The organism is Agrobacterium deltaense RV3, from assembly GCF_900013505.1.
GTDB classification, from domain to species: domain Bacteria; phylum Pseudomonadota; class Alphaproteobacteria; order Rhizobiales; family Rhizobiaceae; genus Agrobacterium; species Agrobacterium leguminum.
The window spans coordinates 163,381-178,672 of sequence record NZ_LT009746.1 but is presented as its reverse complement, the minus strand read 5'-3'; the positions used below and the strand labels follow the sequence as shown (position 1 = coordinate 178,672).

The 15,292-nt window shown below is 60.2% G+C and carries 10 protein-coding genes; 9 read left to right on the top strand and 1 reads right to left on the bottom strand.

What is annotated here, in order from left to right:
• Nucleotides 1-18: 18 nt before the first annotated feature.
• A complete protein-coding gene (locus AGR7B_RS15245) occupies nucleotides 19-2,013 on the bottom strand; it encodes a putative bifunctional diguanylate cyclase/phosphodiesterase (RefSeq protein ID WP_080857213.1) in 1,995 nt (664 codons plus the stop codon).
• Nucleotides 2,014-2,329: 316 nt separating this feature from the next.
• Between AGR7B_RS15245 and AGR7B_RS15240 the strand changes: the two genes are divergently transcribed.
• The 9 genes from AGR7B_RS15240 to AGR7B_RS15200 all read left to right on the top strand — a co-directional run bounded on the left by AGR7B_RS15240 (nucleotide 2,330) and on the right by AGR7B_RS15200 (nucleotide 15,268).
• Nucleotides 2,330-3,376, top strand: coding sequence for a class I SAM-dependent methyltransferase (locus AGR7B_RS15240; protein WP_162934167.1), 1,047 nt, complete (start codon nucleotides 2,330-2,332; stop codon nucleotides 3,374-3,376).
• Between the two features lie 92 nt (nucleotides 3,377-3,468).
• Nucleotides 3,469-4,293 (top strand): bifunctional allantoicase/(S)-ureidoglycine aminohydrolase, encoded by an 825-nt coding sequence (locus AGR7B_RS15235; protein ID WP_080857212.1) that lies wholly within the window; start codon nucleotides 3,469-3,471, stop codon nucleotides 4,291-4,293.
• Nucleotides 4,294-4,459: 166 nt separating this feature from the next.
• Nucleotides 4,460-5,965: a sensor domain-containing diguanylate cyclase gene (locus AGR7B_RS15230; RefSeq protein WP_080857211.1), complete on the top strand. Its 1,506-nt coding sequence runs from the start codon at nucleotides 4,460-4,462 to the stop codon at nucleotides 5,963-5,965.
• Nucleotides 5,966-6,386: 421 nt separating this feature from the next.
• Nucleotides 6,387-7,577, top strand: coding sequence for an efflux RND transporter periplasmic adaptor subunit (locus tag AGR7B_RS15225; protein ID WP_080858116.1), 1,191 nt, complete (start codon nucleotides 6,387-6,389; stop codon nucleotides 7,575-7,577).
• A gap of 11 nt (nucleotides 7,578-7,588) precedes the next feature.
• Entirely contained in the window at nucleotides 7,589-10,723 is a 3,135-nt protein-coding gene (locus AGR7B_RS15220; RefSeq protein ID WP_080857210.1) for a multidrug efflux RND transporter permease subunit, read from the top strand.
• A gap of 118 nt (nucleotides 10,724-10,841) precedes the next feature.
• Complete coding sequence (locus AGR7B_RS15215; protein ID WP_080857209.1) at nucleotides 10,842-11,465, top strand: TetR family transcriptional regulator; 624 nt, start codon at nucleotides 10,842-10,844, stop codon at nucleotides 11,463-11,465.
• A gap of 201 nt (nucleotides 11,466-11,666) precedes the next feature.
• Nucleotides 11,667-13,190 (top strand): sugar ABC transporter ATP-binding protein, encoded by a 1,524-nt coding sequence (locus AGR7B_RS15210; RefSeq protein WP_080857208.1) that lies wholly within the window; start codon nucleotides 11,667-11,669, stop codon nucleotides 13,188-13,190.
• 50 nt (nucleotides 13,191-13,240) lie between these two features.
• Entirely contained in the window at nucleotides 13,241-14,242 is a 1,002-nt protein-coding gene (locus AGR7B_RS15205; protein ID WP_078052469.1) for an ABC transporter permease, read from the top strand.
• A 72-nt stretch (nucleotides 14,243-14,314) separates the two neighbouring features.
• Nucleotides 14,315-15,268, top strand: a complete 954-nt coding sequence (locus AGR7B_RS15200; RefSeq protein ID WP_020810860.1) for a substrate-binding domain-containing protein — start codon at nucleotides 14,315-14,317, stop codon at nucleotides 15,266-15,268.
• Nucleotides 15,269-15,292: the final 24 nt, after the last annotated feature.

Genomic DNA, 15,292 nt, shown 5'->3' with positions numbered 1-15,292 from the left:
TCCGCCGTCATCCCGTGTTCAGGCGGGTCGCAGCAGCATATTCGGACGCGGATAGGGCGCTGCCGCCGCGCCCAGCCTTTCGGCCCCGATGGGGCGACCGATATAATAGCCCTGCGCGTAGTCGATTTCCATCTGACGCACGAGCCTCAGCTGTTCCTCGGTCTCGACGCCTTCGATCAGGATCTTGTGGCCGCGATTGCGGATGAGGCGGATCATGTCCTGCAGCATCGCCCGGCCACGCGGGGTCTTGCTGTCGTGCAGGAAGGAGCGGTCGATCTTGACGGTATCGAAATCCGTCATGCGCAGCCAGGAAAGGCCGGCAAAACCCGTTCCGAAATCATCCAGCCAGATATTGATGCCGAGCGTTTTCAGGTCGTTCAGACAACGCAGCACGTCCGAGTGCATTTCCATGTCGACGCCTTCGGTGATTTCGAAGGCAAGCCTGTTGCCGGCAATTCCGGCCTCCACGAGAATGGCCGCCACCGAGGTGGCGAAACCCGGATTTTTCAATTGCATCGGCGACACGTTGACACTGACGACCGCCACCTTGTCATCGGCCAGTATCTGCTTGCAGACGGTTTTGATGGTCCACAGGCCCAGTTCCATGATCGTGCCGGTGCGTTCGGCAATCGGAATGAAAATGCCGGGTGCGACTGGATTGCCATCCAGCAGGCGAAGCCGCATCAGCGCTTCGACCCCCGCGGTCTCATTGGTCGAAACGTTGAGAATAGGCTGATAGACGAGGGAAACGAGATCTTCCGCGACAGCGATTTTCAGCAGGGCGGCAATGTTTTCCGTCTCGTCGCTGGTCTGCGGATCGTCCGGATCGAACAGCTTCATGCAGTTGCGGCCATTGCCCTTGGCGATATAGAGCGCGCGGTCGGCCTCGTTGATGATCTTTTCCAGCTTGCCGTCCGCATTGGGGCGGGTGAAGGACGCACCGATGCTGACGGTGACGATGAAAGTGCCATCCCGGCGCTGGTCATGCGCAAGCGAAAGGTCTTCAACGGTGTGGCGGATCGTCTCGGCAAGCTCACCCACCTGCTGCTTGGATTTGAACGGCGCCAGCACGATGAATTCCTCACCGCCATAGCGGCCGATGGAAGCGCCGTGTTCGGTGATCGCATCCTGCAGGGCTTTGCCCACCGTCACCAGGCATTTGTCGCCTTCCTGGTGGCCGTAACGGTCGTTGTATTTCTTGAAGAAGTCGACATCGATCAGGAAAACGGCAAAGCCTTCTTCCTTCCTGATCCAGTTGTCCCACAGCAGGCGCAGATGGTGGTCGATGGCGCGACGGTTCTGCAGGCCGGTCAGGGAGTCGGTATTGGAAAGCCGCAGCAGCGCCTGGCCACGTTCGTCGGCCGCCTTCTGCTGGGCCTTCGCCTCCAGCCCGTTGACGAAGACGTGGTAGCGCTCCCGGTTCAGGTTCCAGTTTACGTAAGAAGTGAAGACGAAACAGGATATGTAGAAGGTGCCAAAGGCGAACTTGTAGAAGCTGTCTTCGGGAAACTGCGTTGCCGCCAGAAAATAGGTGACGAGAATAATGCCTGAAGACACCAGCGACAGATGGAAGCGGAAGGTGAAAAACAGATTGGCGCCCATCATGAAGATCGCCCCGAAAACCATGTAATAGGACATGTTTTCGGTATTGTCGGTCAACAGCGACGGCAGCAGCCAGCCGATATAGCCCATGACGAGAGCGGTGGCGCAGGTGAGATCGAGCGCCGTGGTGCTGGCGCCCTTGCTTAGCTGAATCTCCAGCGTCAGCAGGGATGACAACACAACAATCAGACGTGCGATAATGGTGTAAAAAGCGACGTCGGGTATCAGAATGATGTCGGTTGCGGCAAACAGCAGATAGATGAAAACAGCGGTCCACAGGCCCCGCCGGATAGAACCGCGGCGGCTGCGCTCACCTTCCTGCTGGTAAAGGGCAAGGAGTTCATCAGAAAACCGGGAGTCCGGCCGCCGATAGTCTTGCTGTCCACTCACCTCTCCCAATGTGTGCTTCATGCACTTTCCCATAGTGTTGCGTATACTTTATTAAGTAACTGCTTATTCCACTTTTCCGTGTGCTGTCGCACCCAGTGCGGGTTCCCGTCGATCTCTGCCGATGTGTGCGGAGAACATGGAAAGGAAGAACGCATCATACGTTCGCAACATTAAGTTTCACTAAATCGCGTATCTGCTTTCTCCCGTCCTCACGAGTGTGACCAAAAAAATACGCTAATTTACTAATGTATCCCTACACCGCTCAAAAATCGAAAGCGAGTGGCCTTCCGCCTCCCAGAAACGTATAGTTAACAATGTGTTAATACTGGAGGCTGAAGTGGTGCGGGTAAAGAAGAAAAATCTTGACGGGGCAAGTCTGATTACCCCGGATACTGTCGCAAAAGAGATTTTTGAACGCAGAACGGAAACATTCGATGAGCAGTTCGCCGTTGCGAAAGCAGAGATTGCGCTCATTCTCGAATTGGCACAGCAGCAGTTCGACAATCGTATTTCAGCACGTGAGATAATACATAGAACGGCGGGCGCACTGCATGGTCTGCGTGAGAAGCTCCACTCCAGCGTGTGGGCTGAACTGATTCCGCTGGTGCAGAATCACCCTGTTTCGGTCCATTTTCTGGAGGACCCGTTCACGCGCTGGTCTTTCGAAAAGCCGCGGGGTTATTCGGGCGATGCGCAGCTGCTCGATTTCATTTATGGCCACGACAGTGTTGCCGAACTGGTAAATAAAGCCACGCCGCTCGGTGCGGCCCTTTACGACTACACGAAGGAGGCCAGTTCCTCGGTCGCCGTGCGCGAGCGGCGCGATTTGCTGACGCGGTTCGTCGATGAGGCTGCGGCCCGGCACGGTAGTGAGACGGAAATCCTCACCATCGCTTCCGGTCATCTGCGTGAGGCGGATGCCTCCGTGGCGCTGAAAGAGGGCAAGATCAAGCGCTGGGTAGCGCTCGATCAGGACCCCTTGAGCGTCGGTTCCGTCGCCCGCGATTTCAACGGCAGCTGCATCGAGGCGATCGACGGTTCCGTGCGCGATATCGTCCTGCGCACACAGGAACTCGGCACTTTCGATCTGATCTATGCGGCCGGTCTCTACGACTATCTGAACGACCGCGTGGCGATCAAACTCACGCGGCGCTGCATGGAAATGCTGAAGCCCGGCGGCATGTTCCTCTTCGCCAATTTCTCGGAGGACATCGTCGTCGACGGTTACATGGAAACCTTCATGAACTGGGCGCTGCTGTTGCGCTCCAAGGCGGATATGTGGCGAATCGTCAATGCCAGCGCCGATCCTGCAGGCATCGAGGCGGATGTGTTCTTCGGCGAGAACCACAATATCGTCTACGCCACGATGCGTAAGAAGGCGTGACATCCTTCGGGCCAGTCTCTGCTTGCCAATAACCATTTGATTAAACCTCGGCGCGGGCCTAAGAATCCGCGCCGAATGCGTTGCAGAATGGAATGGCTGAAATGAAGAGATATTATTCGGATATGGGTGGTCTGCCGGGACAGACGGAACTTCTGTCGAGCAAGGCGGTGTTCAAGACCGCCTATGCGGTCATCCCCAAAACCGTCATGTCCGATATCGTGACGAGCGTGCTGCCGCACTGGACCGGCACCCGGGCCTGGATCATCGCCCGGCCGATGACGGGTTTTTCCGAAACCTTCGCGCAATATATCGTCGAGGTGCAGCCGGGCGGCGGCAGCGAGCGGCCGGAGCCGGACGCAAGGGCGCAAGCGGCGATCTTCGTTGTCGACGGCGAAATGACCGTGGAATTCGAGGGCGTGCCGCATGCCTTGCGGGAGGGCTCCTTCGCCTTCCTGCCGGCCGGTTCCCGCTGGCAGCTTCGCAATTCGGGCAAGGCGCCCGTCAAGTTCCACTGGGTCCGCAAGGCGTTTCAGGCGGTCGACGGGCTGGAGCCGCCCCCGGCTATCTTCACGCATGAGGATGAGCACGCTTTGTCGGCCATGCCGGATACGGACGGCAAATGGGCGACGACCCGCTTCATCGATCCGGAAGACGTGCGTTACGACATGCATCTCAACATCGTCACCTTCGAGCCGGGCGCGACCATTCCCTTCATGGAAACCCATGTGATGGAACACGGCCTTTATGTGCTGGAAGGCAAGGCCGTCTACCGGCTGAACGAGGACTGGGTGGAAGTGCAGGCGGGCGACTTCATGTGGCTGCGCGCCTATTGCCCGCAGGCCTGCTATGCGGGCGGGCCGGGCCGCTTCCGTTACCTGCTCTATAAGGATGTGAACCGGCACGTGAAGCTCTGGTAACGGGCGTCATATCGGCAAAACCCATGAATTATCGCGCAAACCGCCGGATTGCGCGATAAATGCTTGCGTTAGATCGAATATCACTAATAAATCCGGTTATGCGGACGGCTATCGCCGTTGCGCACCGTTTCGGCATTCGCCTGCTATCCTTGAGAAGACCTCCCGTATGAATGAGATAATCGATACCAATGTCTTCAATCTTGCCCCCGTGGCGATGTGGATCGAGGATTTCAGCGAGGTGAAAAGCCAGTTCGATATCTGGCGATCGCAAGGCGTCGAGGATATCCGGGCGTTTCTTCTGGAAGATTTATCGAGGGTGGCGGCCTGCTCGCAGAAAATCCGCGTGATCAAGGTCAACGCCAGGACGCTGGAACTGTTCGAGGCTCGCGATCAGGCGCATCTCGTCGACAATCTACACCGGATTTTTCGTGACGACATGCTGGAGAGCCATGTGAACGAGCTTTCCGAGCTCTGGGCGGGCAAGACGGAATTCACCAGCAACGCGGTCAATTATTCAATCGGCGGCAAGCGGCTGGATATCCAGTTGCGCGGCGCGGTCATACCCGGCCATGAAGAAACCCTCGGGCGGCTGCTTTTGACCACCGAGGATGTGACGGAGCGGGAGGAGGCGCGCCGCAAGGAGCTTCTCAACCGCCGTTACGCCGAAGGCATGTTCAAACATTCGCCCGTTTCCCTGTGGGTGGAGGATTTCAGCCGGGTGCGGCGGCTGATCGAGGAGGTCAGGGAGCGCGGCATTATCGATTTCCGCGTGTTCATGGATGTCCATCCCGAATTCGTGCGGCAATGCATGAGCGAAATCCGCGTCATCGACGTCAACCGCGCCACGCTCGACCTGTTCTGCGCGCCGGACCGGCAGGTTCTGTTGCAGCGGCTCGGCGATATTTTCCGTGGCGAGATGGAAAAGCCGTTCCGGGAACAGCTGATGGAGCTTTGGAACGGCAATCTCACCCACCATCGCGAGGTGGTGAATTACGCGCTTGACGGTTCGGAGCGGCATGTGCTCCTGCACTTTTCCGTCTTCCCCGGCCATGAGCGCGACTGGTCGCTGGTGCAGGTGGCGTTGACGGACATTACCGCGCGCAAGAAGGCGGAAGCCTATCTCGAATATCTCGGCAAGCACGATGTACTGACCAAGCTGCACAACCGTGCCTTCTATTCGGACGAGCTGAACCGGCTGGAGCGCAGCGCGCTCAGGCCGGTTTCAGCCATCGTCATCGATCTCAACGGCCTGAAGGACGCCAATGACAGGCTGGGACACGATGCCGGCGACGCATTGTTGCGGCGTGTGGGCGAGGTGCTGAATGGCGTGGTGACCGCGCCGAACCATGCCGCGCGCATCGGCGGCGACGAATTCGCCATCCTTCTTCCCGGCGCCGACAGGCAGGTGGCCGCCGCCATGGTCGAAACCGTTTATGAGCTGTTGAAGATCAACAACCAGTTCTATTCCAGCGCGCCGCTCAGCCTGTCACTGGGCGTGGCCACCAGCGAGGTCGGAGAGACGATGGAATCGCTGGTACGCCGCGCCGATATGAACATGTACGAGCAGAAGAACGCCTATTATGCGGCGCTGCGCAACAGATCCGCCGACAATAACGACACGACGAAACCCGGCTCGCAGGCGGAAGCTTCCTCACTGAAGCGTCTGTCCTAAAGGGGGGTAGTGAGGGCGTCGTGGGGCATTCCCTCAGCCCCGACGCTATCCTCGGCCCCGTGCCGAGGATTTACTCACGTCCAATAAAATCAATCGGTTGCAGATCCTCGGGACAGGCCCGAGGATGACGTCGAGAGAATGTTATCCCGGAATCTAAACCGCGCAGTGGTGGTTCGGTCGCGACGGAAACAGCGGAAAGCTTCATCCGTCCGGCTGTCGCCTCCGGCTCGCCGCGATATGTCCTGCCTCGAACGCCAGTTAGTCCTCCATTCCCCTATTACAGCGCTTTCCGCAAGCCGTCTCACGCACCTTCACAAGCGCGTGAGACGGCTTTTGCACTGCAACAATTTCATTGCTGAAATTTTACATACGTCTTAGTATGTATGTAAATGTGACATTTTTTATGGATTCGGAGCGCAGTATGGCGAAGAGATTGGGGCAGATCGCGGCGGTGTTGTTGACGGGCATCGTTCTGGTCGGATGTAGCGATGAGCAGGCGTCCGCGCCCGGCGCGCCGCCGCCCGGTGCGGTGAAGGTCGTGACGGTGAGCCAGGAAGAACTGCCCATCACCAACGAATTGCCGGGGCGCATTGCGCCGACGCGGCTTGCCGAAGTGCGCCCGCGTGTCTCCGGCATTATCGTGGAGCGGGTGTTCGAACAGGGCTCGCTGGTGAAGGAGGGCGATGTTCTCTACCGGATCGATCCCGCGCCGTTCCAGGTGCGTGTCGACAGCGCCGAGGGCACGTTGCGCCGGGCGCAGGCCGCGCAGCTTCAGGCGCGGCAGACGGCCGACAGGCAGCAGCAGCTGCGCCGTTCAAACGTCGGTTCGCAGCAGGAATTCGACAACGCCATCGCCCAGCTGGCGCAGGCCGATGCCGAGGTGGCCGTGGCCGAAGCCGGTGTCGCGGAAGCGAAGCTCAATTTGCAATATGCCGAAGTCAAAGCCCCGATCAGCGGCCGCATCGGTCGTGCGCGCATTACCGAAGGCGCCCTCGTCAGCGCCACCGGCTCGGAAAATCTGGCGACGATCCAGCAGCTCGATCCGATCTATGCCGACTTCACCCAGCCGGCAGCCGATCTTATCCGCCTGCGCAAGGCCCTGCAGGATGGCAAGCTGATGACCGGCCCGAACGAAGCCGAAGTCAACCTGCTGTTCGATGACGGCAGCCGTTACCCGCTGCCCGGCCGCCTGCTGTTTTCCGAAGCGGCGGTGGATGAAACCACCGGTCAGGTGACGCTGCGCGGTGAATTCCCCAACCCGAACGGCGATCTGCTGCCGGGCATGTATGTCCGCGTGCAGATCCAGCAGGGTATCCAGAAAGCGGCCTTCGCCGTGCCGCAGCAGGCGGTTCAGCGCGATGCCGGCGGTCAGGCGAGCGTGCTTGTCGTCAATGCCGAAGACACGGTGGAGCAGCGTCGTGTCAGCGTCGGCCGCTCCATCGGCGATCGCTGGGTGATTTCCGAGGGTCTGAAGGACGGCGACCGCGTCGTGGCCGAAGGTTTCCAGAAGACCGCTCCGGGCGCGAAAGTGAAGCCGGAACCGTGGTCCGATGAGGCCGATGTCGCAACCGCCGCTGACAGCGAGAGCGCGGCTCCGGCTGCGAAGCAATAAGGACCGATTTCATGGCACGTTTTTTCATCGATCGGCCCATTTTTGCCTGGGTCGTCGCCATCTTCATCATGCTGGCGGGTCTGCTCGCCATTCCCATGCTGCCGATTGCGCAATATCCCAATGTCGCCCCGCCGCAGATCTCCGTTTCGACGACCTATCCGGGCGCGTCGCCTGAGGATATTTACCAGAGCGTCACGCGTCCCATCGAAGAAGAGCTGAACGGCGTTCCAGGCCTGATCTATTTCGAATCGACGTCGGAATCCTCGGGTCGAATTTCCATCAACGTCACCTTTGCGCCGGGCTCCAACATCGGTGAAGCCCAGGTGGAGGTTCAGAACCGCATTGCGCGCGTCGAACCCCGCCTGCCGCAGGCGGTGACGCAGCAGGGCCTGCGCGTGGAGCAGGCGGGCACGTCGTTCCTGATGATGGTGGCGCTCACCTCCGTCGACGGCAACACGGACGCCATCGGTCTCGGCGACTATCTCAGCCGTAACGTGCTAGGCGAATTGCGCCGCGTTCCCGGCGTCGGCAGCGCGCAGCTCTTCGCCACCCAGCGCTCCATGCGTATCTGGATGGACCCGGACAAGATGCTGGGCCTGAGCCTCACCTCGAACGACGTCATCGGCGCCATTCAGGCGCAGAATTCGCAGGTTGCTGCCGGCCGCATCGGTGCATCGCCAAATCCCATCGGCCAGCAGATTTCCGCAACCGTCAACGTGCAGGGCCAGCTCACCTCGCCGGAAGAATTCGGCTCCATCGTGCTGCGCGCCAATCCGGACGGCTCGTCCGTACGGCTGCGCGATGTCGCGCGGGTGGAAGTGGGCGGCGAAAGCTATAACTTCTCGAGCCGCCTGAACGGCAAGCCGAGCGCCGCCATCGGCGTGCAGCTTTCGCCCACCGGCAATGCGTTGCAGACCTCCGAGGGCGTTCGCGCCACCATGGAAGAGCTGTCCCGATATTTCCCGCCGGGTCTGGAATATGAAATTCCCTATGACACCAGCCCCTTCGTCAAGATTTCGATCGAAAAGGTCATTCACACGCTGATCGAGGCGATCATCCTCGTCTTCGTGGTGATGTTCGTCTTCCTGCAGAATATCCGCTACACCATCATCCCGACACTGGTGGTGCCCGTGGCGCTGCTCGGCACCTGCGCCATCATGTATGTCTCGGGTTTCTCGATCAACGTTCTGACCATGTTCGCCATGGTTCTCGCCATCGGCATTCTGGTGGATGACGCGATTGTCGTCGTTGAGAATGTCGAGCGCATCATGGCGGAAGAGCATCTGTCGCCCAAGGAGGCCACCCGCAAGGCGATGGGCCAGATTTCCGGCGCGATCATCGGCATCACGCTGGTGCTGACCGCCGTGTTCGTGCCCATGGCCTTCTTCCCGGGCGCCGTCGGCATCATCTATCAGCAGTTCAGCCTGACAATGGTGGTGTCGATCCTGTTTTCGGGCTTCCTTGCTTTGTCGCTCACGCCGGCGCTCTGCGCGTCGTTCCTGAAGCCCATCAAGGCCGGGCACCATGAGAAGAAGGGCTTCTTCGGCTGGTTCAACCGCGGCTTCGACAAGGCATCGCACAAATATTCCTCGTCCGTCGGCAGCATCATCAAGCGTTCCGGCCGCTTCATGGTCATTTACGCGGCTTTGCTGGTGGGTCTTGGCTGGGCGTATATGCAACTGCCGAGCTCTTTCCTTCCGAACGAAGATCAGGGCTACCTGATCGTCGACATTCAGGCGCCGGCGGAAGCCAGCAGCGACCGCACCCTGCAATCCATCCAGCAGATCGAAAAGATCTTCATGGAAGAGCCGGCGGTGGATCGTGTGATTGCAGTTTCGGGGTTCTCCTTCTCCGGCTCCGGCCAGAATGCGGGTCTCGCCTTCGCCACCCTGAAGGACTGGAGCGAACGCGGACCGAACGATTCCGCCGCCGCCATATCGGCGCGCGTCAACGCCAAGCTGTGGGGTCTTCCGGACGCCATGTCGTTTGCGCTGTCGCCGCCGCCGATCCAGGGCCTAGGCAATTCCAGCGGCTTCACCTTCCGTCTGCAGGATCGCTCGGGCGCGGGACAGGCGGCTCTCAGCGCCGCTGGTGCGCAACTGATCGCCGCCGCCCGTCAGAGCCCCATCCTTGCCGGTCTTCGCATCGAAGGCATGCCGGATGCGGCGCAGGTCAATCTCATCATCGACCGTGAGAAGGCCAATACGTTCGGCGTCACCTTCAGCGACATCAACGCCACCATCTCGGCCAATATGGGTTCGTCCTACGTCAACGACTTCCCCAATGCCGGCCGCATGCAGCGCGTGACGGTGCAGGCGGAACAGGGCCAGCGCATGAAGACGGAGGATCTTTTGAACCTCAACGTCCGCAATGCCAATGGCGGCATGGTGCCGGTGAGCTCATTCGCCACGGTGGAATGGGTGCGCGGTCCCTCGCAGGTGGTCGGTTACAACGGCTATCCGGCGGTCCGTATTGGCGGCCAGTCCGCACCTGGTTATTCGTCGGGTGACGCCATTGCCGAAATGGAGCGCTTAGCGGGTGAGTTGCCGAGCGGCTTCGGTTTCGAATGGACCGGCCAGTCGCTGCAGGAAATCCAGTCCGGTTCGCAGGCGCCGGCATTGATCGGGCTCAGCGTTCTGTTCGTCTTCCTGCTGCTGGCAGCGCTTTACGAAAGCTGGTCCATTCCGCTCTCCGTCATGCTGGTGGTGCCGCTCGGCGTCATTGGCTCGGTGGCGGCGGTGATGCTGCGCGGCATGCCGAACGACGTCTATTTCCTCGTAGGCCTCGTCGCGATCATCGGTCTGTCCGCCAAGAATGCGATCCTGATCATCGAATTCGCCAAGGATTTGCGGGCGGAAGGAAAATCCACCTATGATGCGACGGTGGAGGCGGCGCATCTGCGCTTCCGGCCGATCCTGATGACGTCGCTCGCCTTCTCGCTCGGCGTGCTGCCGATGGCGATTGCTTCGGGCGCCAGCGCGGCGAGCCAGAACGCCATCGGCACCGGCGTGCTCGGCGGCATGATCTCGGCGACGATCCTTGCGATCTTCTTCGTTCCCGTCTTCTTCGTCTTCGTCATGAAGATTTTCGGGGATCGGAAGAAGGAGAATGAGATTGCTGCTGACGCCGTATCGCCGGCGGAATAAAACGGGTGTGACGGCTGGGCGAAAAGTCACGTGAATGCGTTCATCTGACTGACAGCCTGGCACCGCAAACAAGGCACGGTGCGAAAGCGCCGTGCCGCGACTGGAAGGAGACATCAGCATGCGCCGAACCAAGGCCGAGGCAGAAGAGACCCGTCAGGCGATCCTTGCCGCTGCCGAGCGGGTGTTCTTCAAGAAGGGCGTGGCCAACAGCTCTCTGGATGAGGTGGCGGCTGCGGCCGGCGTTACGCGCGGGGCGATCTACTGGCATTTTTCCAGCAAGAGCGATCTCTTTATCGGCCTCTATCAATCGGTTTCCCTGCCGGAATCGGATCTGCTCGATTTCGGCGACCCCGACGTCAAGGGCCTGGCTCTGCTGGCCAAGATCGAGGAAGCGGCCTGCAAATGGCTGACGCTTCTTTCAAAAGATGAGCAACGCCAGCGCATCATGACCATCAGCCTGCGCACCAATTACTCTGATGAGTTCGCCCCGGTGCTGCACGCGCAGGAGGAACTGGACCGGTATCACAAGGATCGGCTCGAGGGCGCTTTCGCGCGGGCGCAGGCGGAAGGCGCATTCAACGACAACTGGACGGCGGACTCTGCGCTCGATGCGCTCTACTGGTTGCTGAAAGGCATGTGCTCCGACTGGCTGCTGTTCGGCAAGCGCTTCGATCTGGCCAAGGAGGGCGCTGAAGCCGTGCACCGTCTGATGAAGGGGTTCCAGCGCTCCTCCGCGTCATGACGGGACTTTCGCGACCTTCTGGCTTGCGGTTCCTGTGGTCAAATTTGAGTGTATTCTAAAACACCAGCGAAATTTGCTTTACGTACCTCAAAACGGACGCTAGCTTCTTCCTCGAGCTTTGGGAGGAGTTCGCAGATGGTCGTTTCAGATAAAATCAAGGGGCAAATGCCGTCCGTTCACACCGGATACCGGTGACGGCACATGGCTTTTGCTGACGAATCTCCAGACCACGCCCTTATCCGGACGGTTGGGCTGTCCAAGTCTTTCGGGCCGGTACAGGTTCTCAAGGATATAGAGATCGCGGTGCGCGCCGGTGAGGTCCACGCGATCATTGGCGAGAACGGCGCCGGCAAGTCGACGCTGATGAAGCTGCTGGCCGGCAATGAAAAGCCGTCGGGCGGCGAAATCCGCATCGATGGCGAAGCCGTTACGCTGAGCGGTCCGGTGGATGCCGAACATCGCGGCATCGTTCTCGTGCATCAGGAAATATTGCTGGCCCCGGATTTGACGGTGGCGCAGAACATTTATCTCGGTCGCGAAGTGGGTCGGGGCGCCATGGTGGACGATCGCGCCATGCGCGCCGGCGCCCGCAAGGCAATCGCCGATCTCGGCGGTACGATCGATCCGGACGCCATTGTCGGCAGCCTGTCGATTGCCCAGCGGCAGCTGGTGCAGATCGCCCGCGTTCTGTTGGTGCCGCATCGTGTGGTCATTTTCGATGAACCGACCGCGAGCCTGACGCCCATCGAAACGGATGCGCTGCTGAATGTCATCAGGGACATCCGGGCGAAAGGCGTGGCCGTGCTTTATATTTCGCATCGTCTGCCGGAGGTGAAGGAGATCGCCGACCGGGTGACGGTTCTGCGAGACGGCAGGCTGGTCGCCTCCCATCCGGCATCGGTGCTGGAGCCTGCCGATATGGCGCGGCTGATGGTGGGGCGCGATGTCGCCAAGCTTTATCCAGACCGCGCCGCCGGCGGCGAGCACGAGCCGGTTCTGCAGGTGGAGCATTTTACTGTTCCGGGTTATGCTCAGGATGCCGGTTTCAACCTGCGCAGGGGCGAAATTCTCGGTTTCGCCGGTCTGGTCGGCGCGGGCAGAACGGAGCTCATGGAAGGAATACTCGGCCTGCGCGCCGGCCGGGGAACGGTCCGACATCATGGCAGGCCGGTGCATTTCGCAAAGGCGGAAGACAGCCTGAAAGCCGGCATCGTTTATCTGAGCGAGGACCGCAAGGGCAAGGGCCTGCTGCTTACCAAGGATTTGCGTGTCAATCTCACGCTTGCTTCGCTGAAGAAATTCAGCCGGCTGTTTCAGATCGATACCCGCCGGGAAACGGCGGCGCTCGATGATGCGGTCCGGGATTTCGACATCCGTACCGGACGCAAGGATCTGCTGGCGGGCCAGCTTTCCGGCGGCAACCAGCAGAAACTGCTTCTGGCCAAGATGATGCTCATCGATCCGTCCATCGTCATCATCGACGAACCGACGCGCGGCATCGATATCGGCACCAAGGAACAGATTTACCGCTTCATCGCCAGGCTCGCGGATGAGGGGCGCTCGATCATCGTCGTTTCCTCGGAAATGCCGGAGCTGATCGGCATCTGCGACCGCATTCTGGTTATGCGGTCGGGCGGGATCGTCGGCGAGGTGACAGGTGAGCGCATGACCGAAAACGACATCGTGGCGTTGGCGACTGGCGTTCATACGCAGGAACCCGCCTGAGCGCCCGTGTGCCGGGAAACATGGCCTGACAAAAGAGACTGAGGGGAAACATGACTGAGGCCGCATTTGACAACGGCAAAACGCCGAAGACCTCGAAGGACTGGGATCTGCGCGCCGTCGCGCCTTTCGTGGCGCTGGCCCTGCTGCTGGTTCTCGGAACCATCGCCAATCCCAATTTCATCGGCATCGATAATCTCCTGAACGTCATCACCCGCAGCGCCTTCATCGCCATCATCGCGCTCGGCGCAACTTACGTCATCACATCGGGCGGGCTCGATCTTTCGGTGGGCGCAATGGTGGCTTTCGTCGCCAGCCTGATGATCCTGTTCATGAATAGCGGCGCCATCGCCAGTCCGCTTTTAATGCTGCTTACCGCCATGGCGCTGGCGCTCGCCATCGGGGCTGCCTGCGGGCTGACGAACGGCCTCATCACCACCATTGGCCGCATCGAGCCCTTCATCGCCACGCTCGGCACCATGGGCATTTATCGCGGCTTGACCACATGGCTGTCGCAGGGTGGGGCGATCACGCTGCGCAATCCGGAAATCCAGACGCTTTATCGTCCGGTCTATTTCGGCAACGTCCTGGGCGTGCCGGTGCCGGTCATCGTTATCTTCGTAACCGCCGCGATAGCCGCCTTCGTGCTTTACCGCACCCGTTACGGGCGGCATCTGACCGCAGTAGGGTCGAGCGAGGATGTGGCGCGTTATTCCGGCATCTCGGTCGCGCGGGTGCGCACCATCGCTTATGTGGTGCAGGGGCTGTGTGTTGCCGTTGCGGTGCTGCTTTACGTGCCGCGCCTCGCTTCCACTTCGGCCACGACAGGCATGTTGTGGGAGTTGCAGGCCATCACCGCCGTCGTTGTCGGCGGCACGGCGCTGAGGGGCGGGGTAGGGCGCATCTGGGGGACGATCTGCGGCGCTTTCATTCTGGAGATCGTCGGCAACATCATGATCCTGTCGAACTTCGTCAGCGAATATCTGATCGGCGCCATTCAGGGGGCCATCATCATCATCGCCATGCTGGTGCAGCGTTCGCTCAGCCGCAGGTGACGTATCACGCCGCGCCATGTGGGGCAGGCGCGGTCGAAGGAGGAACGCCCCGGTCTTGGGAGGAAAGAGACTATGCGTAGTAAATTCATCGGCGTGGCCTTTGCCGCGCTGGCCACGGTACTTGCCGCTTCAGCGCATGCGCAGGACAAGAAGGTCACCATCGGCGTATCCATTCCAGCGGCCGACCATGGCTGGACGGCGGGCGTCGTCTACCATGCCGAGCGTGTGGCGAAGCTGCTGATGCAGGAACATCCGGGGCTCAACGTCATCGTCAAGACGTCGCCGGACGCCGCCAATCAGGCCAATGCGCTGCAGGACCTTGCCGTGCAGGGGCTCGATGCTCTGGTCGTCTTGCCGTCCGATCCAGATCCGCTGGTCAACGCCATCAAGGAGATCAAGGACAAGGGCACCTTCGTCGCGCTGGTCGACCGCGCGCCGAGCGTCAACGACAATTCGATCCGCGATCTCTATGTTGCCGGCAACAACCCCGCACTTGGCCAGGTGGCCGGCGAATACATCAAGAAGACGACGCCTGACGCCGAGGTCGTGGTCATTCGCGGTCTGCCGATCCCGATCGACCAGCAGCGTCAGGATGGTTTCGACAAGGGTATCGCCGGTTCCAGCGTCAAGGTTCTCGACCGCCAGTACGGCAACTGGAACCGCGACGACGCCTTCCGCGTGATGCAGGACTATCTGACCAAGTACAAAAAGATCGACGTGGTCTGGTGTCAGGACGACGATATGGCTATCGGCGTGCTGGAGGCGATCCAGCAGGCGAAACGCACCGATATCCAGTATATCGTTGCGGGCGCCGGTTCCAAGGACATGATCAAGAAGGTCATGGACGGCGACAAGCTGGTGCCGGTCGACGTGCTCTATCCGCCGGCGATGGTGGCGACCGCCATGCAGCTGACGGCCGGGCATTTCTACGATCAGGTGCCGGTTGCGGGTGAATATATCCTCGATGCGACGCTCATCACCAAGGACAATGCCGAGCAGTTCTACTTCCCGGATTCGCCGTTCTGATCTGATTTTCCGCTAACACCGACG

Excerpts from the sequence above, each read along its gene's own strand:
- AGR7B_RS15245 (WP_080857213.1), bottom strand. The coding sequence starts at position 2,013 with ATGAAGCACACATTGGGAGAGGTGAGTGGACAGCAAGACTATCGGCGG.
- AGR7B_RS15235 (WP_080857212.1), top strand. The coding sequence starts at position 3,469 with ATGGCTGAAATGAAGAGATATTATTCGGATATGGGTGGTCTGCCGGGA.
- AGR7B_RS15230 (WP_080857211.1), top strand. The coding sequence starts at position 4,460 with ATGAATGAGATAATCGATACCAATGTCTTCAATCTTGCCCCCGTGGCG.
- AGR7B_RS15225 (WP_080858116.1), top strand. The coding sequence starts at position 6,387 with ATGGCGAAGAGATTGGGGCAGATCGCGGCGGTGTTGTTGACGGGCATC.
- AGR7B_RS15220 (WP_080857210.1), top strand. The coding sequence starts at position 7,589 with ATGGCACGTTTTTTCATCGATCGGCCCATTTTTGCCTGGGTCGTCGCC.
- AGR7B_RS15215 (WP_080857209.1), top strand. The coding sequence starts at position 10,842 with ATGCGCCGAACCAAGGCCGAGGCAGAAGAGACCCGTCAGGCGATCCTT.
- AGR7B_RS15210 (WP_080857208.1), top strand. The coding sequence starts at position 11,667 with ATGGCTTTTGCTGACGAATCTCCAGACCACGCCCTTATCCGGACGGTT.
- AGR7B_RS15205 (WP_078052469.1), top strand. The coding sequence starts at position 13,241 with ATGACTGAGGCCGCATTTGACAACGGCAAAACGCCGAAGACCTCGAAG.
- AGR7B_RS15200 (WP_020810860.1), top strand. The coding sequence starts at position 14,315 with ATGCGTAGTAAATTCATCGGCGTGGCCTTTGCCGCGCTGGCCACGGTA.